Annotated in this window: 26 protein-coding genes and 1 rRNA gene; 26 read left to right on the top strand and 1 reads right to left on the bottom strand. The window is 47.6% G+C overall.

Going from position 1 to position 25,603, the window contains the following annotated elements; translation table 11 throughout:
- From rrf to rsmI, 10 genes are all read left to right on the top strand, one after another.
- Positions 1-88 (top strand): 5S ribosomal RNA (rrf, locus tag P402_RS16680); the annotation flags it as partial.
- An 81-nt stretch (positions 89-169) separates the two neighbouring features.
- On the top strand, positions 170-1,579 hold the full coding sequence (locus tag P402_RS0100890) for an aminotransferase class I/II-fold pyridoxal phosphate-dependent enzyme (protein WP_026827012.1): 1,410 nt from the start codon (positions 170-172) through the stop codon (positions 1,577-1,579).
- Positions 1,576-2,214: a dTMP kinase gene (gene tmk, locus P402_RS0100885; protein WP_026827011.1), complete on the top strand. Its 639-nt coding sequence runs from the start codon at positions 1,576-1,578 to the stop codon at positions 2,212-2,214. Before P402_RS0100890 ends, tmk begins: the two co-directional genes overlap by 4 nt.
- Complete coding sequence (locus P402_RS0100880) at positions 2,211-2,540, top strand: cyclic-di-AMP receptor (protein WP_014969082.1); 330 nt, start codon at positions 2,211-2,213, stop codon at positions 2,538-2,540. Before tmk ends, P402_RS0100880 begins: the two co-directional genes overlap by 4 nt.
- Positions 2,540-3,532 carry a DNA polymerase gene (locus P402_RS0100875; protein WP_026827010.1) on the top strand — a complete coding sequence of 331 codons (993 nt, stop codon included), beginning with the start codon at positions 2,540-2,542 and terminating at the stop codon, positions 3,530-3,532. The genes P402_RS0100880 and P402_RS0100875 overlap by 1 nt, the downstream gene beginning before the upstream one ends.
- 6 nt (positions 3,533-3,538) lie before the next feature.
- Positions 3,539-4,369: a PSP1 domain-containing protein gene (locus tag P402_RS0100870; RefSeq protein ID WP_026827009.1), complete on the top strand. Its 831-nt coding sequence runs from the start codon at positions 3,539-3,541 to the stop codon at positions 4,367-4,369.
- Complete coding sequence (yabA, locus tag P402_RS0100865; RefSeq protein WP_026827008.1) at positions 4,366-4,728, top strand: DNA replication initiation control protein YabA; 363 nt, start codon at positions 4,366-4,368, stop codon at positions 4,726-4,728. Before P402_RS0100870 ends, yabA begins: the two co-directional genes overlap by 4 nt.
- A gap of 49 nt (positions 4,729-4,777) precedes the next feature.
- A complete protein-coding gene (locus P402_RS0100860) occupies positions 4,778-5,515 on the top strand; it encodes a tRNA1(Val) (adenine(37)-N6)-methyltransferase (protein ID WP_026827007.1) in 738 nt (245 codons plus the stop codon).
- Positions 5,508-5,786 (top strand): GIY-YIG nuclease family protein, encoded by a 279-nt coding sequence (locus tag P402_RS0100855; RefSeq protein WP_026827006.1) that lies wholly within the window; start codon positions 5,508-5,510, stop codon positions 5,784-5,786. The genes P402_RS0100860 and P402_RS0100855 overlap by 8 nt, the downstream gene beginning before the upstream one ends.
- Complete coding sequence (gene rsmI, locus P402_RS0100850; protein WP_026827005.1) at positions 5,764-6,618, top strand: 16S rRNA (cytidine(1402)-2'-O)-methyltransferase; 855 nt, start codon at positions 5,764-5,766, stop codon at positions 6,616-6,618. Before P402_RS0100855 ends, rsmI begins: the two co-directional genes overlap by 23 nt.
- Positions 6,619-6,656: 38 nt before the next feature.
- Here the strand turns inward: rsmI and P402_RS0100845 are convergent, their stop codons facing one another.
- Positions 6,657-6,953 carry an AbrB/MazE/SpoVT family DNA-binding domain-containing protein gene (locus P402_RS0100845; RefSeq protein WP_012368944.1) on the bottom strand — a complete coding sequence of 99 codons (297 nt, stop codon included), beginning with the start codon at positions 6,951-6,953 and terminating at the stop codon, positions 6,657-6,659.
- Between the two features lie 340 nt (positions 6,954-7,293).
- Here P402_RS0100845 and metG point away from each other — a divergent pair, with 340 nt between their 5' ends.
- The 16 genes from metG to P402_RS0100765 all read left to right on the top strand — a co-directional run bounded on the left by metG (position 7,294) and on the right by P402_RS0100765 (position 25,555).
- Positions 7,294-9,249, top strand: coding sequence for a methionine--tRNA ligase (gene metG, locus P402_RS0100840; protein WP_026827004.1), 1,956 nt, complete (start codon positions 7,294-7,296; stop codon positions 9,247-9,249).
- Between the two features lie 59 nt (positions 9,250-9,308).
- Positions 9,309-10,076, top strand: a complete 768-nt coding sequence (locus P402_RS0100835; RefSeq protein WP_026827003.1) for a TatD family hydrolase — start codon at positions 9,309-9,311, stop codon at positions 10,074-10,076.
- Positions 10,073-11,362: a ubiquitin-like domain-containing protein gene (locus P402_RS17225; RefSeq protein ID WP_026827002.1), complete on the top strand. Its 1,290-nt coding sequence runs from the start codon at positions 10,073-10,075 to the stop codon at positions 11,360-11,362. Before P402_RS0100835 ends, P402_RS17225 begins: the two co-directional genes overlap by 4 nt.
- Before the next feature lie 66 nt (positions 11,363-11,428).
- Positions 11,429-11,989, top strand: a complete 561-nt coding sequence (gene rnmV / locus P402_RS0100825; protein ID WP_081776591.1) for a ribonuclease M5 — start codon at positions 11,429-11,431, stop codon at positions 11,987-11,989.
- Complete coding sequence (gene rsmA / locus P402_RS0100820; RefSeq protein WP_026827000.1) at positions 11,986-12,864, top strand: 16S rRNA (adenine(1518)-N(6)/adenine(1519)-N(6))-dimethyltransferase RsmA; 879 nt, start codon at positions 11,986-11,988, stop codon at positions 12,862-12,864. Before rnmV ends, rsmA begins: the two co-directional genes overlap by 4 nt.
- Before the next feature lie 84 nt (positions 12,865-12,948).
- Entirely contained in the window at positions 12,949-13,188 is a 240-nt protein-coding gene (locus P402_RS0100815; protein WP_012368950.1) for a Veg family protein, read from the top strand.
- Between the two features lie 96 nt (positions 13,189-13,284).
- Positions 13,285-14,145, top strand: coding sequence for a 4-(cytidine 5'-diphospho)-2-C-methyl-D-erythritol kinase (gene ispE / locus P402_RS0100810; protein ID WP_026826999.1), 861 nt, complete (start codon positions 13,285-13,287; stop codon positions 14,143-14,145).
- 69 nt (positions 14,146-14,214) lie between these two features.
- Positions 14,215-15,054: a pur operon repressor gene (gene purR / locus P402_RS0100805; RefSeq protein ID WP_026826998.1), complete on the top strand. Its 840-nt coding sequence runs from the start codon at positions 14,215-14,217 to the stop codon at positions 15,052-15,054.
- Positions 15,055-15,216: 162 nt separating this feature from the next.
- Positions 15,217-15,528 (top strand): septation regulator SpoVG, encoded by a 312-nt coding sequence (gene spoVG, locus P402_RS0100800; protein WP_026826997.1) that lies wholly within the window; start codon positions 15,217-15,219, stop codon positions 15,526-15,528.
- Positions 15,529-15,694: 166 nt separating this feature from the next.
- Positions 15,695-17,044 (top strand): bifunctional UDP-N-acetylglucosamine diphosphorylase/glucosamine-1-phosphate N-acetyltransferase GlmU, encoded by a 1,350-nt coding sequence (gene glmU / locus P402_RS0100795; RefSeq protein WP_026826996.1) that lies wholly within the window; start codon positions 15,695-15,697, stop codon positions 17,042-17,044.
- Positions 17,045-17,108: 64 nt separating this feature from the next.
- Positions 17,109-18,065, top strand: a complete 957-nt coding sequence (locus P402_RS0100790; RefSeq protein WP_014969100.1) for a ribose-phosphate diphosphokinase — start codon at positions 17,109-17,111, stop codon at positions 18,063-18,065.
- 115 nt (positions 18,066-18,180) lie between these two features.
- Positions 18,181-18,738 carry an aminoacyl-tRNA hydrolase gene (gene pth / locus P402_RS0100785; RefSeq protein ID WP_026826995.1) on the top strand — a complete coding sequence of 186 codons (558 nt, stop codon included), beginning with the start codon at positions 18,181-18,183 and terminating at the stop codon, positions 18,736-18,738.
- Positions 18,739-18,796: 58 nt separating this feature from the next.
- Positions 18,797-22,312: a transcription-repair coupling factor gene (gene mfd / locus P402_RS0100780; protein WP_026826994.1), complete on the top strand. Its 3,516-nt coding sequence runs from the start codon at positions 18,797-18,799 to the stop codon at positions 22,310-22,312.
- A complete protein-coding gene (locus P402_RS0100775; protein WP_026826993.1) occupies positions 22,309-23,859 on the top strand; it encodes a polysaccharide biosynthesis protein in 1,551 nt (516 codons plus the stop codon). Before mfd ends, P402_RS0100775 begins: the two co-directional genes overlap by 4 nt.
- Positions 23,856-25,286, top strand: a complete 1,431-nt coding sequence (mazG, locus tag P402_RS0100770; RefSeq protein ID WP_026826992.1) for a nucleoside triphosphate pyrophosphohydrolase — start codon at positions 23,856-23,858, stop codon at positions 25,284-25,286. Before P402_RS0100775 ends, mazG begins: the two co-directional genes overlap by 4 nt.
- On the top strand, positions 25,283-25,555 hold the full coding sequence (locus P402_RS0100765) for an RNA-binding S4 domain-containing protein (RefSeq protein WP_026826991.1): 273 nt from the start codon (positions 25,283-25,285) through the stop codon (positions 25,553-25,555). Before mazG ends, P402_RS0100765 begins: the two co-directional genes overlap by 4 nt.
- Positions 25,556-25,603 lie beyond the last annotated feature (48 nt).

Here is a 25,603-nt window from a genome sequence, read left to right as displayed (position 1 = left end):
CCGTTCCCATGCCGAACACGGAAGTTAAGCACTTGAACGCCGAAAGTAGTTGGGGGCTTCCCCCTGTGAGGATAGGACGTTGCCAGGCAAGTGAAGGACCGATCTGCATCTGCAGGTCGGTCTTTTTGTAGTTTAGATTTAGAAAGGACTGTAGGGTATGGAAGGTCGTATGCCGATTATTGAAGCACTTTGTGCTCATGTAGAAAGAAAAGCTACTTCCTGGCATGTTCCAGGACATAAGAATGGAACGTTATTCGATGGATTACCTTCTTTTTTTGAATGGGATAAAACGGAGTTGCGTGGTCTAGATGATTTTCATCATCCGGAAGAAGCAATTTACGAAGCAAAACTTTTATTGCGCCGAATCTATGAAGCATCAGACAGTCATTTTTTGGTCAACGGATCGACGGTCGGCAATTGGGCGATGTTAGCCGCTGTCTCACAACGGGGAGATCGGATATACGTTCAGCGTAATTCACATAAATCTGTTTTCAATGCGATGGAATGGTTAGGATTATCACCGATTTTACTGGAACCCGAAAGCGATCCAACAACAGGTATTAGCGGAAATGTTTCACGTGAAACATTAGAGGAAGCTTTAGCGACTTTTCCGGGAGGAGCAGCCGTGTTTTTAACATCGCCGACTTACTATGGTGAAACCGCCCGAATCGAAGAGGTGGTTCGAGTCACAAAATCATCTGCTATACCGTTACTGATCGACGAAGCCCATGGCGCTCATTTCGGCGAAGCGTTTGGCGTCCGTTCGGCATTTGAACTTGGAGCAACTGCCGTGGTTCAATCAGCACACAAGACATTACCTGCTCTGACGATGGGCGCCTGGATTCATGAACGCTTTACGGATGACGAACGGAGACGGTTAATCCGGGCTCTTCAGGCATTTCAAACGTCTAGTCCGTCTTATCTTTTGATGGCTTCACTGGACTTTGCTCGTGATTACCGCGAACATTGGACTGTTTCAAGCATGATATCTGTTCGAACTAGTCACGAACTCCTTCATCAGCAAATCAATCAATTAGCAGGCATCACGGCCTTTACTTTTGATGATTGGTCGCGGATGGTTCTTTCCTGTGAAATGTATTCAGGAAGTCAGTTGTTGGATGCATTAGCAGATCAAGGACTTGATGCCGAGTTTGCTCTTGGAGCACATGTAGTTTGTATCTTACCGTTACGAATCATCGAACCATTTGAACGGGATACTTGGGTCAATCAGATCCAAGTAGCAATCGAGATCCTGAAAGCAGAAGGAATTCCAGATAAAAGGTATATGGAACAACCGATTATGGGTAAAATAAAGGTATCGTCCCTGGCTTACCCACTTGATCAATTGGAATACGTTCAGGCAGTCGAGCAGACTTTTGAAAAAGCAGTTGGTTTAGTTTCACTTGAAACAATCATTCCGTATCCACCGGGCATACCACTACTGTTACGGGGAGAACGGATTACGGCAGAACATATTACAAGGATTGAACATTATACAAACACCTCTATTCATCTGCAAGGCGGTGAGTTTCTCCATCAGGGGAAATTGCGTGTGATACAGGAAGGAATTATAGAATGACAGGAACATTTATTACGGTCGAAGGACCAGATGGTGCTGGGAAAACGACCCAGTTGCAATTGCTTGCAGATCGTTTAACGGCTGAAGGATATGATATCGTGATGACACGTGAGCCCGGTGGCACACGAATCGGAAATAAGATTCGATCACTGATCTTAAATCCCGACTTTCAAGAGATGGATGAGATGACGGAAATTCTTCTGTATGCGGCGTCTCGGGCACAACATGTCAATGAATTGATTCGTCCGGCCCTTGCTGCCGGAAAAGTTGTTTTATGCGATCGATTCATCGATGCATCGATTGCTTATCAAGGATATGGACTTGGATATTCAATTGAACAGGTCCGTTCCATCAATCAGCAGGCCACCAACCATTTAACACCGGATCGAACGTATCTGTTTAACCTGTCAGTCTCGGATTCGAAGCAACGAATGATGGACCGAGGGGCACTGGATCGAATCGAGCAACGCGATGACGTATTCCGTCAACGGGTGTATGAAGGGTTCCTGAAGTTAGCAGAACAGGAATCGGAACGAATTCAGCTGGTCGATGCAAATCAATCGATTGAAGCATTACAAACGACATTATGTCAGGATGTTCTGACGTATTTAAAAAAAAGGGAGAGATTATCATGAAAATGGTCATTACGATTGTTCAAGATAAAGATAGCCTACGTTTAGCAGAAGCATTGGTCGAAAACGATTTTCGGGCAACAAAGCTTGCGACGACAGGCGGTTTTCTCAAAGAAGGAAATACGACGTTCATGATTGGTGTCCAAAGCGAACGATTGGATGATTTAATGCGTTTGATTAAAAAGAACTGTTCGAGCCGGGAACAAATGGTCTCACCGATCTCGCCGATGGGCGGTCATGCCGATTCATACATCCCTTACCCAGTCGAAGTACAGGTTGGGGGAGCGACAGTGTTCGTCTTACCAATCGAAGGGTTTCATCAATTCTAATGCAGACATTTCATGAACTAGAACAAACCCAATCGGTCATCGCGACGATTTTGCGTAACTCGTTACAGACGAATCGCATTAACCATGCTTATATCTTTACGGGGGACTATGAGCCGCTTCTTTTAGAGGCGGCTCAGTTGTTCGCCAAAAGTCTGTTTTGTGAACGACGAGATCAAATCGAACCATGTCAAATATGCCGGAGTTGCCGTCGCATGGACAGCGGAAACTTGGTCGACTACTACCAAATCGAACCAGATGGGGCTACCATTAAAAAAGAACAGATTCAGCAGTTGATGCATGATTTATCGTTACGGGGTCTTGAAGGCGACCGTCAAATCTATGTCGTGACACAGTCACATAAAATGACACCCCAGGCAGCAAACAGTCTGTTGAAGTTCTTTGAAGAACCAGGTGCAGGAAAAGTAGCAATTTTAATTACGAATCAGCCACAGTTATTGTTGCCGACGATTCGTTCGCGGGGACAATTACTAAGTTTTCGTCCGGCAGATCGTTTGTTGATCGGACAAGTCTTATCTGAAAAAACGGGACGGGATAACGAATTAACGCAACTTGCTGCCCGGGTCTATCCGAAAATCGAGGATGCAGAACAGGCATTAGTCGAAGACTGGTTTGTAAATGCGCGAGTGTCAGTGGTACAATTGATGGAGGAATTAGCGAATCGTCCGGCGGATTTACCGTTGTTTGTCCAGGAAAAATGGATGAGTCAATTTAAAAATCGGCAAGATGCACGAATTGGTCTGGAACTTGTGACATGTTTCTTTGAAGATGTTCTTCATCTTAAACTGAATCCGTCATGGGAAACGATCACATATGCAAACAGCCGACCATTACTGGAACAAATGGGTGGAAAAAGTCAGACGACGATCACTCGGTGGTTGCAGGCAGTACTCGCAGCCGTTAAGCGGATCGAAGCAAATGTTAATCCTCAATTAACAGTTGAGCGTCTCATGTTTGACTTACAGAAAGGGTAGAGCGATATGCTAGAAGTAGTAGGCGTTCGCTTTAAAGAAGCGGGCAAAATTTATTATTTTGCACCTGGACAAGAGTCATTATCACGAGGACAATCCGTCATCGTTGAGACAGTGCGGGGCATTGAATATGGTGAAGTGGTAATTGCCGATAAACAAATGGACGAAGATGATGTGGTCTTGCCGCTGAAATCGATTCTTCGCGTCGCGGATGATAAAGACGCGATGATCGTCCGTGAAAATAAAATGGCGGCGTTTGATGCGCACGCTGTCTGCGTCGAAAAAATTCGTGAGCACAAGCTCGATATGAAATTAGTCGACGTCGAATATACATTTGATCGAAATAAAGTCATTTTTTACTTCACGGCAGAAGGTCGTGTCGATTTCCGGGAACTCGTCAAAGATTTGGCTGCTGTTTTCCGGACACGCATTGAGTTACGACAAATCGGCGTCCGTGATGAAGCGAAGTTACTGGGAGGAATCGGTCCGTGTGGTCGTGTTCTCTGCTGCTCTTCATTTTTAGGTGAATTTGAACCGGTTTCGATCAAGATGGCGAAAGATCAAAATCTATCCTTGAACCCGACGAAGATTTCTGGTGTCTGTGGTCGTTTAATGTGTTGCTTAAAATATGAAAATGACACATACGAAGAAATGCGACGGGATTTGCCGGATTACGGAAAACGATTGACTGTTCCGGAAGGTGAAGGACGGGTTGTAGGTCTGAACATTCTCGATCAAATCGTCCAAATTGAGTTGAAAGACCGTTCGCGGGTCCTGACATACTCGATGGAGGAACTACTGTCTGTCGGTGCCGTAAAACAAAAACGACCAAAAGAATGACGGGGTGCATACGCGTGGAGAGAGTCGATAAAAAAGAAATCATTACGCGTGTTGATGCGATCGAGCAACAGATTCACTTGCTGACTGAGCATCTGAGCGTTTTGAAGGATCAGCTTGCTTACATGATGGAAGAGAACCAACATCTGTATCTTGAGAATCATCACCTCCGTGAGAAGGTAGAGCGCGATGAGCAACAACCGATTACAGAAGAAGCGCAGGCGGAAGCCGGTACAGGTGCTGGCTATGATAATCTAGGACGACTGTATCAAGAAGGATTCCATATTTGTAACCTGCATTATGGTCAAGTCCGTAAAGACGGAGATTGTCTGTTCTGCTTGTCCATGTTAACGAAACATTGAGAGGCTGACTTCCTAGGAGTCAGTCTTTTTTTCAGAAAGGAAGAACGATATGCCTGAACTATTATCAGATGAGCGACTGGATCATCTGCTTGGAAAAGAAGGACGAATCATTCAAAGTCCCACCGTATTTTCCTACTCTCTGGACGCCGCATTGCTGGCGCAGTTTGCCTGGGTGCCGATCCAACAAGGGAAGTTGGTCGATTTATGTGCCGGTAACGGAGCCATTCCGTTATTTTTGTCTTACCGGACGAAAGGAACGATCACAGGGCTTGAAATTCAACCCCGTCTCGTTGATATGGCCGAGCGTAGTATTCAAATGAATGAAAAACAAGATCAATTGCAAATGATCGAAGGTGACGTCAAGGAAGCCGGGAAACGATTGGGTTATGGTCTGTACGATGCCGTCACATGTAATCCGCCTTACTTCTTGGCAAATGACTCGTCGAACCGAAACATAAGTGAACATTATACGATTGCCCGGCATGAAGTATTATGTACACTTGAGGATTGTATCCGGTCGGCCGCAGATCTTTTGAAACAAGGTGGGAAAACGGCATTCGTCCATCGACCGGAGCGCCTTCTCGATATCGTCACCTTGATGCGTCAGTACCGGCTTGAACCGAAGCGGATGCAGCTTATCTACCCGAAAGAAGGGAAAGAGGCCAACATGTTGTTGATTGAGGGGATCAAAGATGCCAAGCCGGGTCTAAAGGTATTGCCTCCCTTCATCGTCTACGAACAAGACGATACGTACACGTTGCAGATGCGGACTCAGTTTGATGTCTGAACATGCCATCTACATCGTCCGTTGCCGGGACGGCAGTCTCTACACGGGATACGCGATTGATGTCGAAAAACGGTTGGCGACACACAATGCCGGACAAGGTGCAAAGTATACCCGTGCCAGACTGCCGGTCGTGCTCGAATATACAGAAACGTTCGCAACAAAGTCGGAAGCCTTAAAACGTGAGTATGCCATTAAACAATTGACGCGTCTTAAAAAAGAACAACTTATTCAAGGAGGGAGGTCATCTCATGAAAGCAACAAGCAGTTTTAAAGGACAAACAACCGGTTTGTACATCGTGCCGACACCGATCGGTAATCTCGAAGACATGACTTATCGGGCTGTCCGCATCTTGCAAGAGTCCGATCTCGTCGCGGCGGAAGATACACGGCAAACGATGAAATTATTTAATCATTTTAAAATCGACACGAAACTTGTCAGCTATCACGAACATAATAAACAAGTCAGCGGGGCACGGCTATTGGCCGACCTGCATGCGGGAAAACAGGTCGCCCTGGTCTCGGATGCCGGGATGCCGGGAATCTCAGATCCAGGCAGTGATTTGATTCGAGAAGCGATTGCCGAGGATATTCCGGTCGTCGTCTTACCGGGAGCAAACGCCGCATTAACGGCGCTCGTCGCCTCGGGTCTTGCGACAGAACGATTTTTATACTATGGTTTTTTACCGCGTAAGAAAAAAGAACGTCGTGAGGCGCTTGAAACCGTCCGTTATGAAAAAGGTAGCCTTATCTTCTATGAAGCACCGCATCGTCTTAAAGAGATGTTAGGCGCCTTACGGGATGTACTCGGAGAGCGTCAACTGACGTTAGCCCGCGAACTGACCAAACGGTATGAAGAGTATATTCGGGGTTCTGTGACAGAAGCTCTCGAATGGGCCGGAGAAGAAGTCCGGGGGGAGTTTGTCGTCATCGTCGAAGGGTCGACCGAGGAGCGACCGGCGGAAGAGGAACAGGAAGCGGATCCGTTACAACAAATTGAACGGTATATCGAACAAGGTGAAAAGCCGAATGCTGCCCTGAAACGAGTTGCCAAAGAGCGGGGACTCGATCGTCAGGAATTGTATTTGCGTTATCATGAATCCTAAAAAAAGAAGCGACTCCGTTTGGAATCGCTTCTTTTTACTTATTCGTTTCCTGCGTAATGACGGTCGAGGAAGTCTTTTAACTCAACGAGGACACGTTGTGCGCCGTCTGGAGAGAGAATCAATTTACCGTCTGCTAATTTGAAGTTATCTTCCGATACTTCACCTGTTACTTGGCAAGTCATGTTTGGTTTGTATTTTTTAAGGATGATCTGCTCGTTGTCGACATAAATCTCAAGCGCATCCTTCTCTGCGATTTGAAGTGTCCGACGGAGTTCGATTGGAATAACGACCCGGCCGAGCTCATCTACTTTACGTACAATACCTGTTGATTTCATTTTGTTGTTCCTCCTCTGATGTCTAGGTTCTCTTTTTTTTTGGAAAATCGTCAAAATTCGACATCACTTCTATAGAATGTAGAATACTAAACTTTCCAAAAGTAGTCAACCAATCTGAATAGCTTGAAATCAAAATGTCATTTATTTCTCAAAAAAACCATATCTGAAACGATTTATTAATAGTTTTTCCCTTTTTAAAGGAAATCAAACTATTGAGTGTGTTTTTTTGGTATTCGATGTCTGATGTCAAAAAATGTTTGGATTCGACAAAAAACGAGTTTCGACACAGACGACAGAACAGCGTATAATAATGAAATGAAATACAGAACGGAGGAATATCATGGCAAAAACATTTTATATCACTACACCGATTTATTATCCTAGCGCTAAGCTACATATCGGTCACGCCTATACGACAGTCGCAGGGGACGCGATGGCGCGTTACAAACGCCTTCAGGGATTTGATGTTCGTTACTTAACCGGAACGGATGAGCACGGGCAAAAAATTCAAGAAAAAGCGAAGGAAGCCGGCGTTTCCGAGCAGGAGTTCGTCGATGGTGTCGTCGAACAAATCAAAGTCTTATGGGACCGTCTTGATATTTCCTATGATGATTATATCCGGACGACAGAACCACGTCATAAAGAAGTCGTTGAACGCGTTTTCGAGACATTACTCGAAAAAGGTGATATTTATCTCGGCGAATATGAAGGATGGTATTCCGTTCCAGACGAAACGTATTATACGGAATCACAGCTGGTCGACGGTAAAAGTCCGGACAGCGGTCATCCGGTCGAACTCGTCCGGGAAGAGTGTTACTTCTTCCGGATCAGTCAATACGCAGATCGCCTAGTGGAATATTATGAAGCAAACCCATCGTTCATTTTACCAGAATCACGGAAACATGAAATGATCAACAACTTCATCAAACCCGGTTTACAAGACCTTGCCGTCTCACGGACGACATTCGACTGGGGTGTCAAAGTTCCGTCGAATCCGAAACACGTCGTCTACGTGTGGGTTGATGCGTTAACGAACTACATCTCGTCACTTGGATACGGAACAGACGACCAAGGAAACTTTGATAAGTACTGGCCAGCAGATGTACACCTTGTCGGAAAAGAAATCGTTCGTTTCCACACGATCGTCTGGCCGGCCTTGCTGATGGCACTCGACCTGCCGCTTCCGAAGCAAGTGTTCGCACACGGCTGGTTGCTGATGAAAGACGGCAAGATGTCGAAATCAAAAGGAAACGTCGTTGATCCGGTTCCGATGATTGATCGGTACGGACTTGATGCGTTACGTTATTACCTGCTTCGGGAAGTACCGTTCGGTTCAGACGGGATGTTCACACCGGAAGCATTTGTCGAACGGATGAACTTTGATCTGGCGAATGACCTGGGGAACTTACTCAACCGCACGATTGCGATGATCACGAAGTATTTCGACGGCGTCATTCCGACGTATGCCGGAAACGTCACACCGTTTGACGAAACGTTGTCGACACTGGCCAAAGAAACGGTCGAGAAGGTCGAAGCTTCGATGGAACACATGGAGTTCTCGGTTGCTTTATCGCACATCTGGCAATTGATCAGCCGTGCCAATAAATACATCGATGAGACACAACCGTGGGTACTTGCAAAAGATGAAACGAAAACAAAAGAACTCGCTTCATCGATGGTCCACCTGGTTGGTGCGTTACGCCACGTCGCGATCATGTTGCAACCGTTCATGACACGTTCGCCAAAAGAAATCTTCCGTCAACTCGGTCTTGAAGGACAACCGATGGACTGGGCAGCACTTGAACAGTTCGCGGCTGTTGAAGAGGGAACGAAGGTCGGTACGGCAGAACCAATCTTCCCACGCCGTGATATGAAAGAAGAGGTCGAAGCCATCGTTGAGATGATGAAACAAGCTTCTGCTGCACGCGTCGAAGAAGAGACGGAAGTCGAAGAGGTAGATACCGATGTTCGTCCGGAAACGACGATTGATGTGTTTGACCAAATCGAGTTACGTGTCGGAGAAATCGTCACAGCTGAAAAAATCAAAAAAGCAAAAAAATTGCTGAAGCTGACGGTCGACATGGGGAAAGAAACACGACAAATCGTTTCAGGAATCGCTGAATGGTATGAGCCGGAAGATTTAGTCGGCCGGAAAGTCATCGTCGTCGCCAATTTAAAACCTGTCACATTGCGGGGAGAATTGTCGCAAGGGATGGTGCTCGCTGCCGAGAAATCAGGTAAACTTGAATTAGCTACCGTACCATCAACGATGGCGAACGGGGCAAGTGTAAAATAATCCAGATGCCTGTGGACTTGATGTCACAGGCATTTTTTTGAAAGAAGGAGTCGAATAGTATGTTGATTGATACACACACACATTTAAACTCGGATCAGTTTGACGGAGATGTCGATGAGACGATTGAGCGGGCACGTGCAAACGGCGTATCTCCGATGATCGTCGTTGGCTTTGATCATAAAACGATTGACCGGGCAATGGAACTGGTTGAACAGTATGATGATCTGTATGCCGTCATCGGATGGCATCCGGTCGATTCGATTGATTTCGACGACGCTGCCTATGAAAAGGTAGAACGTTTGATGGACCATCCGAAAGTCGTTGCCCTTGGAGAAATCGGACTGGATTACCACTGGGATACTTCTCCGAAGGACGTTCAGGACGCAGCGTTTCGAAAGCAGATTCGTTTGGCGAAACAAAAAAATAAACCGATCGTCATCCATAACCGGGAGGCGACGGAAGATACGCTCCGCATTTTGGAAGAAGAAGACGCAAAAGAAGTCGGCGGGATTTTGCACAGTTACAGCATGAGTGCAGAACTCTTACCGCGCTGTCTGGCCATGAACTTCTACATTTCACTGGGAGGACCGGTGACGTTCAAAAATGCGAAGATGCCTAAACGCGTGGCACAAGAAGTGCCGCTTGATCGGTTATTGGTCGAGACGGACTGTCCGTATCTGACACCAACGCCTTATCGCGGAAAACGGAATGAGCCGGCTTATGTCCGTTTCGTTGCGGAAGAAATCGCACAGTTGCGTGGAATGATGTACGCTGATGTCGAACAGGCTACGACTGAGAACGCAAAACGCGTCTTCCGCCTTCCATGATTCGATCGATCACGTATATGACAATCGGCTGTATCCTATTGTTGGTTGCGAGCCTGCTTTATGTAATGATGGACCATCCGCGTGACGTCACGATCATGGTGGATGGTCGGCAAACAAAAATCGAGACGCTTGAGACATCAGTTTTTGGGGTCTTGCAGGAAGCCGGTATTTCGGTTCGATCACAAGATGTCATCGAACCGGCACTGAGTGCTGATCTTCCGAAAAATGATTTGATCGTCATTCAACCGGCTAAAGAAATTACATTAATCATGGGATATGGTGAAGCACGGACGATCCGGACGCAAGCCCGCCGTGTCGACGATCTATTAAAAGAACAGGGAATCAGTCAGATGTTAGAGACGGATGACGTGTATCCTTCAAAAGAAGCCGTGTTGACGAGCGGAATGACGGTCCGGTACCGGGAAGCATTCCCGATCGAGCTGATTGTCGAAGGAAAAGCCCGCGAAGTCTATACGTACCAGACGACGGTGCGGGAGCTGTTGTCGATGCAGGGGGTTAAGCTCCAGACGGAAGACAAGGTCATGCCTGGTCTGGATACAGTCGTCGCAAAGGATATGCTGGTCACGGTCAATACGACGCGACGTGCCGTACTGACGGAACAACAACTGTTACCGTTTGAAGTCGAGACCGTCGAAGACGACACATTGCCGGTGGGCGAACAGTTGGTGACGAAATCCGGCCGGCCGGGTATCCAGACACAAAAATATCAATTGACCCTTGCAGACGGTTTGAGTAAGGAAAAGAAGTTGATTGCTAATGAAGTCACGAGTGAACCGGTCAAACAAGTAGTCAAGGTCGGGACGAAACCTGTCGAACCGGTTGAGGCGGCGATGACACCGACACCGACATTCGATACGGAAAAAGCGACGGTACCGTTAGCAGAAGTACCGAAAGCGGCAACCGATTTGGATTTTAGCAAAGCAAAAACCCTGATGGTCGAAGCAACGGCCTATACGAATGATCCGGCTTCCAATGGAAGTCAGCTGTATGATGGACGGGCTTTGACGGCAACCGGTTATGACGTGACGGATACGATCACGTATCAAGGACTGCCGATTATCGCCGTTGATCCGAAAGTCATTCCACTTGGAACCAAAGTATACGTCGAAGGGGTCGGACTGGCGATTGCCCTCGACACAGGTGGTGCCATCAAAGGCAATAAAATCGATGTGCTCGTTGAAGGGGAGTCGACCGCCAAACAGTTTGGCCGGAAGACGATCCAAGTCTGGGTCATCCCGAACGACACGACGGAAGCGGGCACTTGACGCTTCCTTGTTTTTTTTGTGGAAACAGGTACAATTACGGAAGTGTTTGAAAAAGGTGGAGAAGATATGATGCGGAAACGCTTAAAAGAAGTCATCGTCGTTGAAGGACGCGATGATACGACACGCTTACAGGAAGTATTCGATGTCGATACAATTGAAACAAACGGTTCTGCCGTTAACGAGCAGACATTACAACGCATTGCGAAAGCACTTGAACGCCGAGGTGTCATCGTGTTTACCGATCCTGACTTCCCGGGTGACCGGATCCGGGCACGGATCAATGAACGGGTACCGGGATGTAAACAGGCCTACCTGCCACGGGCAGACGCAAAAGATAAACGTGGGAAAATCGGTGTCGAACATGCGTCACCGGAAGCGATTGAGCGGGCGCTAGGTGCAGTATATGAGACGGAAGAGCAGCATGATGCGGAAGTGACGCGGGATATGATTCTCGCCGCCGATCTGATCGGGGGACCGGCAGCCTCGAAACGCCGGAAACGGTTGGGACAGGTGCTTGCCATTGGTGAACCGAATGCCAAACAACTCGTCAAACGTGTCGCGTCGATCCGAATTACGAAACAGGAATGGGAAGACGCTTTGAAACAGATAGAGGAGGAACAGGATTGAAAGACATCGCTACATTGCACCGGACGAAGGAAATCTTGGCCAAACACGGATTTTCATTTAAAAAGTCCTTGGGACAAAACTTTTTAATCGATTTAAATGTACTCGGAAACATCGTTGGTGCCGCTAATTTGACACCGGAAAGCGGTGTGCTTGAGATTGGTCCCGGTATCGGCTCATTAACGGAACAATCAGCAAAACAGGCGAAAAAAGTCGTAGCTCTCGAAATCGATCAGCGACTTTTACCGATTCTTGAAGATTCACTTGCTCCGTACCCTCACGTGAAAGTCATTCATGGGGATGCGCTCGAACTGGATCTCGAAACCATCGTCGACGAAGAGTTTACGCAGCAAGGAATCACGGATCTCGCTGTCGTCGCGAACCTTCCCTACTATGTGACGACACCGATCATCATGCGAATTCTCGAAGCCCGGACCCCGTTCCGGACCCTTATCATGATGATTCAAAAAGAAGTGGCGGAACGAATCGGGGCAAAACCGGGAACGAAGGCGTACGGTTCATTGTCGATCGCCATTCAATACTACGCGGAGGCAGAAGTTTGTTTCACGGTACCGAAACACGTCTTCATTCCGGCACCGAATGTCGATTCAGCAGTCATCCGTTTAAATATTCGTAAAGAGCCGGCAGTTAAGACACTGGACGAGAAACTCTTCTTCGAAGTGACGCGTGCCAGTTTCGCACAACGCCGGAAAACGATTTTGAATAACTTGTCCAGCCATTTCGGTAAAGCAGAAAAAGAGGCGGTCGAAGCAGCCTTACATGAAGCGGGCATTGATCCGCGCCGTCGGGGTGAGACGCTCAGCCTGCAGGAATTTGCACAGCTTGCCGATGCACTTTTGCCAATTAAAAAACGTTGACGGTAGACAAAAGAACGGATATAATATTTGCCCTTTCTAATATTTAATTCATATGCTATAATAAATATTAGTGAGGTGAAGCGTATGCCAAAGACGTTGAACGAAATCAGACATGTTTTCGAAACACATGTAGGTGAAAGACTGACGCTAAAAGCAAGCGGCGGTCGTAAAAAGGTCGTAACCCGAATCGGAACGCTCGTTGAGACGTATCCATCGGTGTTTGTAGTCAAGCTAGACGCAGAGCGCCACAATGTCGAGCGAGTTTCTTATAGCTACGCCGACGTGTTAACCGACTCCGTACAAATCGAATTCGCGAATTCGTAAACTTACCTTCCGAAGTGGACAGAAATGTTCGCTTCTTTTTTTGTGCAAAGGTTGATACAATTCGTACAGGAAACGTACTAGAGGAGGAACGGCACGATGACGATTATTGTAAAAGCTCCAGCAAAAATCAATTTAGTATTGGATGCGACGGCGAAACGTCCGGATGGGTATCACGATGTACATATGGTGATGACAACGGTGGATTTGGCAGATCGTCTCGAATTGACGGAACTAGCGTCCGGCGAGATTCGGATGAATGCCCAACATGCTTACGTACCAAACGATGAACGCAACTTAGCGTATAAAGCAGCAGCAGTCTTAAAGGAACGATTCGACGTCAAGAGCGGGGTTGAAATCTACTTAGAGAAACAAATTCCAGTCGCAGCAGGATTAGCGGGCGGCTCGAGTGACGCGGCAGCGACGCTGCGTGGGCTAAACGAATTATGGAAGCTCGACTTGACACTGGAACAGTTGGCGGAGATCGGGGCAGAAGTCGGATCGGATGTCCCGTTTTGTGTCATGGGAGGAACCGCGATTGCAACGGGACGCGGGGAGAAGCTTGAGAAATTAGTATCCCCTCCGCCTTGTTGGGTCGTACTGGCGAAACCGACGATTGGTGTCTCGACGGCAGATGTTTACGGAGCGCTTGATTTAGAAACAGCGGAACGTCCAGATGTCGAAGCGATGATTGATGCGGTCAAGAACCAAGATTTCACGGCAATTTGTGATGCCCTTGGCAATGTCCTTGAATCGGTGACGTTACCGATGCATCCGGAAGTCGAACAAATCAAAGCCTTCATGACGAGTTGCGGGGCAGAAGGTGTCTTGATGAGCGGTAGCGGACCGACTGTCTTCGCCTTGACGGAACATGAAAACCGGGCACAACGTCTCTATAACGGATTACGAGGATTTTGTAATGAAGTCTACGTCGTTCGTCTTTTAGGGGAAAACCATTGATAGTTTCCGTATGAAAATGATATATTCACTATTGAATATTCGGAATTACGGAGAGGTGGAACGATTTAGATGAAAATTCGGAGAAGCGGTCGGTTGGTAGACATGACACGTTACCTGCTAGACCATCCGCATCATCTGGTCTCATTGACGATCTTCGCAGAACGGTATAGCTCTGCGAAATCTTCGATCAGTGAAGATTTAGATATTGTCAGCGAAATGTTGGAGCATGAAGGAACCGGTCGATTGGTAACCGTTCCGGGAGCCGCGGGAGGCGTCATGTTCATCCCGACATGGAGTAGCGCAAAGGCATTGCCATTTATCGATGAGTTATGTGAACGCGTCGCACGACCGGATCGTCTGTTACCGGGGGGCTACTTGTATTTGACGGACTTGCTCGGAGATCCGCGGATGGTGAAACAGATGGGACAAGTGTTTGCTTCTGTCTTCAGCCAGAAAAAAGTCGACGTCGTCATGACGATTGCGACAAAAGGAATCCCGCTTGCTTATGCCGTCGCTGAACAGTTGGGTGTACCGTTCGTCATCGTTCGCTCGGACAGCCGAGTGACGGAAGGTTCGACCGTCAGCATCAACTATGTCTCCGGCTCATCCAAAGCAATTCGGACGATGGCCCTTGCGAGACGCAGTTTACCACGCGGTGCCAACGTCTTGCTGATTGATGATTTCATGAAGGCTGGTGGAACGATCCGGGGGATGATGAGTCTGCTGAGTGAGTTTGAAGCGAACGTGGCAGGTGTCGGTGTGTTGATTGAAGCAGAAGGTGCCGAGAAGAAGATGGTTAATGAGTACGTCAGTCTGATGAAGCTTTCAGATGTTGATGTTGATCTGGGACAGATTCAAGTGAAACGGGGAAATGTCGACCAGTATTTCACAGACGGAGAAAATACCTAAATTTGACACCCGTTTTTTTTGTAACTATACTGTAATTATCAAACTTTTGGAAATTATGCGTGAAATGATTGGCAAAAGCTAAACCTTTGAATGTTTTAAGCCGTAAGTAGAAGTAGACAACGAAGAGTTGTGACAACGGTTATTAAAAGGGGTGCGGACAAAATGAATGTCACCGACGTCAAGATTCGTCGCGTCGTAGCAGAGGGTCGAATGAAAGCACTGGCCTCGATTACGCTCGACCACGAATTTGTGGTACATGATTTACGCGTGATTGAAGGAAACAGCGGTCTTTTCGTCGCGATGCCAAGCAAGCGGACACAGGAAGGCATCTTTCGTGATGTCGCCCATCCAATCAATGCATTAATGCGAAAAAAAGTCGAAGATTCAGTATTAGAAGCATACGCAGTTCGTGAAGAAAACGGTGAGGCGTCAGAAGTTGAACTGACGGCGCTCGAAGTAACCGATCCTTCCTGACTCGATTGGCAGGTCTCCATCAATGGGAGAACCTGTCTTTTTTTGCGTGTTTGTTGATTTCGAGTCTGTCCTGTCATTGATTCGTTGCGCCATTTTCGTTATAGTGGGAACGAGTGGACTATTTCAGAACGAAATCAACACTAATTTACATGGAGGAGCGACAAGGATGAATCATTTCGCGGTAATTCTAGCAGCGGGTAAAGGCACTCGGATGAAATCAAAGCTATATAAAGTACTTCACCCAGTAGCTGGGAAACCTATGGTACAACATGTCGTTGATCAATTAACGACACTCGGTGTCACGCGTCAAGTCGTCATCGTCGGTCATGGTGCAGAGTCTGTTAAAGAAGTGCTCGGCACATCGGTGGAATATGCACTTCAAAGTGAGCAGCTTGGCACGGGTCATGCTGTTCAAATGGCAGAACCTGTTCTTGGACAGGAAAAAGGCTCGACACTCGTCGTCTGTGGAGACACACCCCTTTTGACAAGTGAAACGTTACAATCGCTCTTGCAACACCATGCAGAAGCGGGTGCGAAAGTGACTGTTTTGACAGCGCATGCTGATGATGCAACGGGTTATGGACGAATTGTTCGTGGTGAAGATGGAAACGTCGCGAAAATCGTCGAGCACAAAGACGCGAACGCAGAAGAACTGCTCATTAAAGAAATCAATACCGGAACGTACGTATTTGATAATGAGATGTTATTCGCGGCTTTAAAAGAAGTTAATAATGATAATGTCCAAGGTGAGTACTATTTACCGGATGTCATCGAAATCGCAAAAGCAGACGGTGAAACGATTGCAGCCTATGCAGCGTCGACGTTTGAAGAAACGATTGGTGTTAATGACCGGGTAGCGCTTGCGCAAGCGGAAACATCAATGCGTAAGCGGACGAATGAACATTGGATGCGTCAAGGCGTTACGTTCATCGATCCAGCCTCTACGTATATCGGACCAGATGTCGTAATCGGTTCAGATACGGTCTTGTACCCAGGGACACAATTGCTTGGTAAAACAACGATTGGTTCGGAATGTATCATCGGACCGAATTCGGATATCCGTGACAGTGAAGTCGCTGATCAGGCCGTTGTTCGTCAATCAGTTGTAACAGACAGCCAAATTGGATCAGCTGCACAAGTCGGTCCATTTGCGCATTTACGTCAACAAGCGGTTCTCGGTGCCAACACACGAATCGGTAACTTCGTCGAAGTGAAGAAATCAACTTTTGGTGAAGGCAGCAAATCTGCCCACTTAAGTTACGTGGGTGACGCAACAATCGGCACAAACGTTAACTTAGGCTGCGGCTCGATCACAGTGAACTATGATGGAACAAATAAATTCCAAACTGTCATTGAAGATGATGCGTTCATCGGTTGTAACGTCAATTTGATCGCGCCGGTCACGGTCGGTAAAAATGCACTTGTCGCAGCGGGATCAACCGTTACGGATGATGTTCCGGAAAACGGTCTCGCGATCGCACGGGAACGTCAAACTACCAAACCAGATTACCGTTAATTTTATTCGTTCATTATTTGTCGCTCTACTCGTCTAAACCCAAACAAATGGAGGCCACCTAACCATGTCTACTGTCTTAGAACATGAAATTCGTATTTTCGCACTTAACTCGAACAAACCACTGGCAGAGGAAATCGCTAAAGTCATCGGAATTCCTGTCAGCGAAAGTTCAGTCAAACACTTCAGTGACGGCGAAATTTCAATGAACATCGAAGAAAGCGTCCGTGGGGATGATATCTACATCATTCAATCGACTAGCCAACCGGTCAACGAAAACTTGATGGAACTTCTCATCATGATCGACGCTTTAAAACGCGCTTCTGCACGGACGATTAATGTCGTTATTCCGTATTATGGATATGCACGTCAAGATCGCAAAGCCCGTTCACGCGAGCCGATCACAGCGAAGCTTGTGGCGAACTTGCTTGAAGTAGCCGGTGCGACACGCGTCGTGACGATGGATCTTCATGCCGCTCAAATCCAAGGATTCTTCGATATTCCAGTAGATCAATTAATGGGTGTTCCCTTGCTTGCTTCGTACTTCGAGAAGAAGAACATCGACCCGAACGAACTCGTCATCGTTTCTCCAGACCATGGCGGTGTGACGCGGGCACGTAAATTAGCAGAACAATTAAAAGCGCCAATCGCAATCATCGATAAGCGCCGTCCGAAACCGAACGTCGCAGAAGTCATGAACATCGTTGGGCAAGTTGATGGTAAGATTGCCATCATCATCGACGACATCATCGATACAGCTGGTACAATCACGCTTGCTGCCAACGCCTTGATTGAAAACGGAGCGAAGCAAGTGTACGCTTGCTGTACGCACCCGGTTCTCTCAGGTCCGGCGATGGAGCGAATTGAAAACTCGGCAATCGAAGAACTCGTCGTCTTGAACACGATTGATTTGACGAAACGTGAATGTGCAAGCAAAATCAAACAAATCTCAGTTGCACGTTTGCTGGCAGAAGCCATTATCCGTGTCCACGAACAAAAATCAATCAGCCCGCTCTTCAGCTGATTACAAACAGATATGAACGCCAAGGTCCGGTTTTTAGAAATCGGACCCTTGTGCGTTCCATTTTTCGTGAGCGGAATGCGAATCGGAAAAGTAGAAAAGTAGAGGAGGTGACGATATGAAATGTATCGTCGGTTTAGGAAATCCAGGTACGAAATATACGAATACACGTCATAATATCGGTTTTTTGGCCATCGATGCCCTCGCTAAGGAGCATGGCATAAAATTAACGGAGTCGAAGTTTAAAGCCGTCTTCGGAACGGGAATGATTAAAGGGGAACGGGTGGTTCTTGTTAAACCATTGACGTATATGAATTTATCGGGAGAAGCTGTCCGTCCGTTGCTCGATTTCTACAAAATCGCGGTCGAGGATGTCCTCGTCATTTATGATGACCTTGATTTGCCGCTTGAGAAGATGCGCCTGCGTTCAAAAGGAAGTGCCGGTGGTCATAACGGGGTCAAATCGTTGATTCAACATTTAGGTACACAGGACATCAAACGATTGAAACTCGGAGTAGGTCGTCCGCCAGCACCGATTCAAGTCATCGACTGGGTCTTGATGCCATTCGCCAAATCAGAACAGACGACGTTGCAACATGTGTTGTCTGATTCCGTCGATATCGCAACCGATTTCATCGATACGCCGTTTTTAGCATTGATGAATCGTTATAACTGAACAAAACGCTTTGGGTGACCAAAGCGTTTTTGCTGTCGTCCTAGGAGGGAAAGAAAGTATGAAACAACTACAAAATCTGTTACTCGGCATTCCGGAGATTAAAACCGTCCGGGAACGGTTCCGCGACGGGGTCAATGCTCAACTGATCACGGGACTGATGAACAGCGGAAAAGCATTATTCATCGCCGGTATTTACCAAGAGACAAAAAAACGATTCGTCATCGTGACCCATAACATGTTCCAGGCTCAAAAATTATATGATGATTTAATTGAACTTGTACCCGAGCAGGACGTGATGTTGTATCCGGTCGACGAAACGCTTGCGGCGGAGCTGTCATACGGTGCAAGTCCGGAGTTGCGCGCGACCCGGATTGAAACGCGTCATCGTCTGCTGACGACGGACGACGGAATTCTCATCATTCCGCTTGTCGGGCTGAGACGTTATGTCCCGACGGCATCGGACTTTTTAGGGCATACGAAACGAATCAAACCGGGGGATGTCCTGTCGATTCCCGACTTTATTCAAGAATTGGTCGATGCCGGCTATGAACGGACGGCAACGGTGACGACACCTGGAGAATTCGCTGTTCGCGGAAGCATCATTGATTTATACCCGTTGACCGTCGAACGTCCTTATCGGCTCGATTTATTTGATGAGGAAGTCGATTCCATCTATACGTTTGATGCGGAGACCCAACGTTCGCTTGGTGTCATCGCCGAAGCATTAGTGCCTCCGGCAACGGAACATTTTGCAACACGCGACGGATTGAAGTCGGCCGGTGAACAATTGCGCCATCTGTACGAAGCGACGAAGGAACGGGTCCAAAGTACGGAAGTGTTGGCTGCACTGGAAGAAGGAATTGCTTACGACGTCGAAGTCCTCGAAAGCGGTGATCGTCCGAAGCAACTTGCAAAATATGCACCACTTCTATATGAAACGACGTTACTCGACGATATCAAGGATGCTGTTTTGATTGTTGATGAGGTGGCACGGATTGAAGAAGCAGCCGAGGTCCAGGATACGGAAGAAGCCGAATGGATGGCCTCTTTGATTGAGCGTGGTCAAAGCATCAGCGACTATACGTTATCGGTTCCGATGTTGCAGGTGTTCAAGCAACGACAGTTGCTGTATTTATCATTACTTCCGACACGGCGCAGCGGTGTTCCGGAAAGTGCAGCGATTCATTTCAGCATCAAGCCGATTGCACCTTTCCATGGACAGATGGAACGATTGAAACAGGAAGTCGACCGGTACGGCCGGGCCGATATGTGGATGGTCTTCCTGGCAAGTAACAGGGAACGGGCGGAACGGATGCGTCAGACGTTATCGGATTACGGAGTCGAAGCTTCCTTGCACACGACGGAAGATGAGATTCGCCGCGGGCATCCGTCGATTTTAATCGGTGGTATTCACGGTGGGTTCGAGATGACAAATGCCCGTCTCGTCGTCATCACGGAAGAAGAGGTCTTTAAACAGCCGGCACGACGCCGGAAGCAAACGACGAAACTGACAAATGCCGAACGGATCAAAAGTTATCAGGAATTGAAGACCGGCGATTATGTCGTCCATATCCATCATGGAATCGGTCGTTATCATGGCATCAAAACGATTGATGTCGCTGGCAATCACCAAGATTACCTGCATTTGATTTATGCCGGCGAAGATTCGTTGTATGTCCCGGTCGACCAGATTGACTTGATTCAGAAGTATGTCGGGGCAGAAGGAAAAGAGCCGAAGATTTATAAATTGGGCGGGATGGAATGGAAGAAGGTCAAGGCGAAAGTTCAAAAATCCGTCGAGGATATCGCGGATGAACTGATTAAGCTCTACGCGGCGCGGGAAGCAGCCGTCGGCTTTGCGTTCCCGGAAGATGATGACAGTACACAGGCCTTTGAAGCGTCCTTCCCTTATGAAGAAACCGTCGACCAACTCCGGTCGATCGAAGAGATTAAAAAAGACATGGAACGACCACGCCCGATGGATCGTCTGTTGTGTGGGGATGTCGGTTACGGGAAAACGGAAGTTGCCATTCGGGCAGCCTTTAAAGCTGTCATGGCAGGAAAACAGGTCGCCTTACTCGTTCCGACGACGGTGCTTGCCCAACAGCATTATGAAACGATGCTCGAACGATTCAGCGAGTGGCCGATCAACGTCTCCGTCATGAGTCGTTTCCGCTCGGCGGCAGAACTGAAAGCGACGAAAAAAGGATTGAAGGAAGGGACAATCGATGTCGTCGTCGGTACCCATCGTGTCCTGTCGAAAGATGTCCAGTTCGCGGACGTCGGATTATTGATCATCGATGAAGAACAACGTTTTGGCGTCAAACACAAGGAACGACTGAAACAGTTGAAGACAAACGTCGATGTTCTGACATTGACTGCGACACCGATTCCCCGGACGCTGCATATGTCGATGATCGGAATTCGTGATTTATCCGTGCTCGAGACACCCCCGGAAAACCGTTACCCGGTTCAGACGTATGTCATGGAGTATGACGGAATCGTCATGCGTGAAGCACTGGAGCGTGAACTTGGACGGGGCGGACAAGCCTTCTTCCTGTATAACCGCGTCGAAGGAATCGAACGGAAAGCGGAGGAAATCCGGGCACTCGTACCGGAAGCACGTGTCGTTACTGCCCATGGTCGTATGACAGAAACAGAACTTGAGAGTCAATTAATCGCCTTCTTCGAAGGGGATGCGGACGTCTTGGTCAGTACGACGATCATTGAGACGGGTATCGATATTCCGAACGTCAATACCTTGATTGTCAACGATGCAGATCAGATGGGTCTTTCCCAGTTGTATCAATTACGCGGTCGCGTTGGTCGATCGAGCCGTGTCGCGTATTCCTACTTCACATACCGTCCGCAAAAAAGATTGACGGAAGTTGCGGAAAGTCGTCTGCAAGCAATCAAGGAATTCACTGAGCTTGGGAGCGGATTTAAGATTGCGATGCGTGATTTATCGATTCGCGGAGCCGGGAACTTGCTCGGGTCCCAACAATCCGGTTTCATCGACTCTGTCGGGTTCGATCTGTATTCACAAATGCTTTCGGAAGCAGTCGAAGAACGGAAGGAACGGATGAAAGGAAGAAAAAAAGTTCAGAAATTCGTTCCGGATTTCACATTCAGTTTGGATGCCTATATTCCAAGTCACTATATGGCAGATTCGGAACTCAAAATCGAGTTCTACAAACGTTTGAAATATGTCGATACACCAAAAAGTCTGGAATCGCTGGAAACAGAGATGCTGGAGCGCTTCGGGGAATTCCCGACTGAAGTGGCACGGTTGATTCAATTAACTCGAATGAGAATCTTTGCCGAACGGGCACGGGTGGAACGGGTCAAACAAACGGATCCGAAAATTGAAATCGTTCTGTCTGAACAGACGACACAAACGCTGGATGTAGCGGATTTCGTCAAATGGACCGTTCCGATCGGACGTGGTCTAGGCATGGGGCAGGAAGAAGGTAAACTTGTTCTGACGCTCAACCGCGGGAAACAAAACTTACAACAGATGACAGAGCAGGCTGAACGGTTACTGGCTGAGATTGACCGCCGGATCGTACAATGAGCCAACGAAGGACGATTGCGCAAGGGGCAGCTTTGCTTGCTATTTCGAGCTATGTCTCAAAACTGTTGAGTTTCTTTTACCGGATTCCGTATCAAAATATGGCGGGAGACTTTGGGTTATATGTCTATCAAACCGTCTATCCGGTATTTGCGATTGCGGCGGCGCTTGGCATTTACGCCTTACCGGTCGTCGTTGCGAAGTTAACGTTGCATCATCCGGAAGAGAAACGCGAAGTGTTGTGGTCGATTTTCTTTGTCCTGCTCGCGATGTCGATTATACTCGGAACGATTGGTTGGTGGGTCGCTCCTGAAGTCGCACTCTTATTCGGCGATGAACAACTCGTCCAACCGCTTCGTGCCGTCACTTTTACGTTTTACCTGTTGCCGGTCATTGCTGTTTTACGCGGGATGTTTCAAGCGGATCTTGAGATGGGTCCGACGGCTTTCTCACAAATCACGGAAAACGCCGTTCGGGTCTGTTTATTGTTGATCGTGACATATTACGGTGTTCAGGTAGGTGCGAATCCCTATCAAGTCGGAGCAAACGCCCATATGACGGCACTCGGCGGAAGCATTGCGTCGCTTGCCTTGTTGTTACGTTTTGCGAAAGATAAAATCGGTCGTCCCGTCATCTCGAAACGACACATTCGCCGTGTCGGACGGGTCCTGTTGACGAGTGGTCTAGCAGTCAGTATCGCGTCTTTAGCCTTGTTGCTGATGCAATTGATCGATGGATTGACGTTTGTCAATTTACTCGGGAATTCGATGGAGACGAAAGTCGAAAAAGGAATTTTTGATCGAGGATACCCTCTGTTACAGTTTGCGATCTTGTTCGCGACGTCCATCAGTTTAGCCAGCGTTCCGACGTTGCTGATGGAATACCGGAAGCGAAATGATGCGGCGACAAAACTGCATCTCGAGACACTTTTACGATCCGGACTATTGATAGCGGCAGCAGCAACCGTCGGATTAGTGGGTGTCATGCGTCCATTGAACATTGCCTTGTATCAGGATGACAACGGAACAGCAGCACTCAGTTGGTTGGCAGCAACGGCGTTCACTGCCTCCTTATCGATGATCATCGTATCGTGTCTTCAATCTGTTGATGCGGAAAAATATGCGTTTGTCGGTGTCGTCGCAGGCCTGTTGATCAAGCTTGGTCTCAACATCTACTTGATTCCCTTATATGGCATGATTGGTGCCGGAATGGCGACTTTTGGTGGTTTTGCGGTCATGGCGGCAGCTCAGTTACTGTTACTCAATCGGAAGTTTGGCCGGGTGACGGCAGGACGCCCTTTTTATGTCCGTCTCTTGAAGGCAGTCATCCCGATGGCTCTGTTTTTATACATCGTCGAACAACTTTTCCGTCTGTCAGGCTGGGAAAACCGGATTGGAGCGACGCTTGAGGTCGCTTTACTCGTCCTGGGCGGAGCCTGCGTCTTTTGTCTCTTTGCCTTACGGATGAGTGTCTTGACGGAGCGGGAATGGGCATTGTTACCGTTTGGGGAAAAACTATATCGAATGCATCAGCATAGGAGGATTATATGAAACATCAGATTACAGTCGTCGGCTTAGGAGTCGGAGAACTGGAACAATTACCGTACGGCATCTATAAACGCTTGAAGGAAACGAAACAACCGATTTATCTGCGAACCGCGGATCATCCTGTCGTTTCAGAATTGATGGCAGAGGGAATGGAATTTACATCGTTTGATTTTATTTATGAAAAACATGATCAGTTTGAAGGCGTTTATCGTGAGATTGTTGCAACGTTGCTTGAACAATCCGAGAAGGAGCCGATCATCTATGCCGTTCCGGGTCATCCGCTCGTCGCGGAGAGTACGATCCAACAGCTACTTGCCCAGACAGACCACCTCGATATCATCGGTGGTCAAAGCTTCCTTGATCCGATGTTTGCTGCAGTTGGCGTCGATCCGATTGAAGGGTTTCAGTTATTGGATGCGACAGCGTTTGATATCGATGAAGCGCAAATCCGTCAGCATCTGTTGATCGGACAAGTCTATGATCAATTGGTTGCAGGTGATTTAAAGGTCATGTTGATGGAGCGTTATCCCGATGAACATGACGTGACACTTGTGACGGCAGCAGGAACGAGTCGCCAAAACGTCATGACGGTTCCGCTTTATGAACTGGATCACATCACGACACTCAGTAACTTGACGACGGTTTATGTACCGCCGGTCACGGATCAAACGATCTTGAATCGTGATTTTACGACACTCAAGCAAATCATCGCCCGCTTGCGTGGAGAAGGCGGCTGTCCGTGGGATCAAGAACAGACGCACGAATCGCTCAAAAAACATTTAATCGAAGAATCCTACGAATTACTGGAAGCAATCGACCTTCAGGACGATAACTTAATGATAGAAGAATTAGGAGATGTCTTGTTGCAAGTCATGCTACACGCTCAAATCGGTCTGGATGAAGGGTATTTCGATGTACGTGATGTCATTGGGAGTGTCAGCGACAAGATGATTCGCAGACATCCGCATGTCTTTGGAGATGTCCAAGTCAACTCGGCTGCGGACGTCGTCACGAACTGGCAGGAAATTAAAGCGCAGGAAAAATCGGAACGGACTTATCTGTTGGACGGCGTCACCAAGGGAGCACCTGCCTTATTGCGTGCGGAACAGATTCAAAAAAAGGTCGCCCGGGTCGGATTCGAATGGGAGACGGTTGCCGGTGCACTCGATAAAGTCCAGGAAGAGATTCAAGAATTAAAAGAGGCTCCGGCAGAGGAGCAGTTGGGTGAATTCGGTGATATCCTGTTTTCGCTCGCACTCGTCGGCAAATACATGGAGTTATCCGCAGAGGATGCTTTACAGCAAACGAATGACAAGTTCATTCGTCGTTTCACACGCATGGAGCAATTGGCGGCCCGGCCGTTAACAGAGTTGTCTCTAGCGGAACAAGATGCATTATGGAATCAATCAAAGCAGGAGGAACAGTCATGAGACTCGATAAATTTTTAAAAGTATCTCGTTTAATCAAACGCCGGACACTGGCGAAAGAGGTTGCCGACCAAGGTCGGATCACGATCAACGGGCTTGTCGCAAAAGCAAGCAGCACGGTTGCGGTCGGAGACGAGATGACAATCCGGTTCGGAAATAAGATTGTCACCGTTCAAATCGACAGTATTAAAGAACACGCGAAAAAAGAAGAAGCATCGGATATGTATCAAATCATTCGTGAAGAAAAAGTGAATTCCGAAGAATCGATGTAATTTGGTTGAAAAAGGAAGTATACTAGAGAGTGTCAGAGATGACCACTC

It is taken from the genome of Exiguobacterium sibiricum 7-3, assembly GCF_000620865.1.
In the GTDB taxonomy this organism is placed as follows: domain Bacteria; phylum Bacillota; class Bacilli; order Exiguobacteriales; family Exiguobacteriaceae; genus Exiguobacterium_A; species Exiguobacterium_A sibiricum_A.
This window is presented reverse-complemented; position numbering and strand designations above follow the sequence as displayed.

Coding starts and splice junctions, on each gene's coding strand:
- P402_RS0100890 (WP_026827012.1), top strand. CDS start 170: ATGCCGATTATTGAAGCACTTTGTGCTCATGTAGAAAGAAAAGCTACT.
- tmk (WP_026827011.1), top strand. CDS start 1,576: ATGACAGGAACATTTATTACGGTCGAAGGACCAGATGGTGCTGGGAAA.
- P402_RS0100880 (WP_014969082.1), top strand. CDS start 2,211: ATGAAAATGGTCATTACGATTGTTCAAGATAAAGATAGCCTACGTTTA.
- P402_RS0100875 (WP_026827010.1), top strand. CDS start 2,540: ATGCAGACATTTCATGAACTAGAACAAACCCAATCGGTCATCGCGACG.
- P402_RS0100870 (WP_026827009.1), top strand. CDS start 3,539: ATGCTAGAAGTAGTAGGCGTTCGCTTTAAAGAAGCGGGCAAAATTTAT.
- yabA (WP_026827008.1), top strand. CDS start 4,366: ATGACGGGGTGCATACGCGTGGAGAGAGTCGATAAAAAAGAAATCATT.
- P402_RS0100860 (WP_026827007.1), top strand. CDS start 4,778: ATGCCTGAACTATTATCAGATGAGCGACTGGATCATCTGCTTGGAAAA.
- P402_RS0100855 (WP_026827006.1), top strand. CDS start 5,508: ATGTCTGAACATGCCATCTACATCGTCCGTTGCCGGGACGGCAGTCTC.
- rsmI (WP_026827005.1), top strand. CDS start 5,764: ATGAAAGCAACAAGCAGTTTTAAAGGACAAACAACCGGTTTGTACATC.
- P402_RS0100845 (WP_012368944.1), bottom strand. CDS start 6,953: ATGAAATCAACAGGTATTGTACGTAAAGTAGATGAGCTCGGCCGGGTC.
- metG (WP_026827004.1), top strand. CDS start 7,294: ATGGCAAAAACATTTTATATCACTACACCGATTTATTATCCTAGCGCT.
- P402_RS0100835 (WP_026827003.1), top strand. CDS start 9,309: ATGTTGATTGATACACACACACATTTAAACTCGGATCAGTTTGACGGA.
- P402_RS17225 (WP_026827002.1), top strand. CDS start 10,073: ATGATTCGATCGATCACGTATATGACAATCGGCTGTATCCTATTGTTG.
- rnmV (WP_081776591.1), top strand. CDS start 11,429: ATGATGCGGAAACGCTTAAAAGAAGTCATCGTCGTTGAAGGACGCGAT.
- P402_RS0100815 (WP_012368950.1), top strand. CDS start 12,949: ATGCCAAAGACGTTGAACGAAATCAGACATGTTTTCGAAACACATGTA.
- ispE (WP_026826999.1), top strand. CDS start 13,285: ATGACGATTATTGTAAAAGCTCCAGCAAAAATCAATTTAGTATTGGAT.
- purR (WP_026826998.1), top strand. CDS start 14,215: ATGAAAATTCGGAGAAGCGGTCGGTTGGTAGACATGACACGTTACCTG.
- spoVG (WP_026826997.1), top strand. CDS start 15,217: ATGAATGTCACCGACGTCAAGATTCGTCGCGTCGTAGCAGAGGGTCGA.
- glmU (WP_026826996.1), top strand. CDS start 15,695: ATGAATCATTTCGCGGTAATTCTAGCAGCGGGTAAAGGCACTCGGATG.
- P402_RS0100790 (WP_014969100.1), top strand. CDS start 17,109: ATGTCTACTGTCTTAGAACATGAAATTCGTATTTTCGCACTTAACTCG.
- pth (WP_026826995.1), top strand. CDS start 18,181: ATGAAATGTATCGTCGGTTTAGGAAATCCAGGTACGAAATATACGAAT.
- mfd (WP_026826994.1), top strand. CDS start 18,797: ATGAAACAACTACAAAATCTGTTACTCGGCATTCCGGAGATTAAAACC.
- P402_RS0100775 (WP_026826993.1), top strand. CDS start 22,309: ATGAGCCAACGAAGGACGATTGCGCAAGGGGCAGCTTTGCTTGCTATT.
- mazG (WP_026826992.1), top strand. CDS start 23,856: ATGAAACATCAGATTACAGTCGTCGGCTTAGGAGTCGGAGAACTGGAA.
- P402_RS0100765 (WP_026826991.1), top strand. CDS start 25,283: ATGAGACTCGATAAATTTTTAAAAGTATCTCGTTTAATCAAACGCCGG.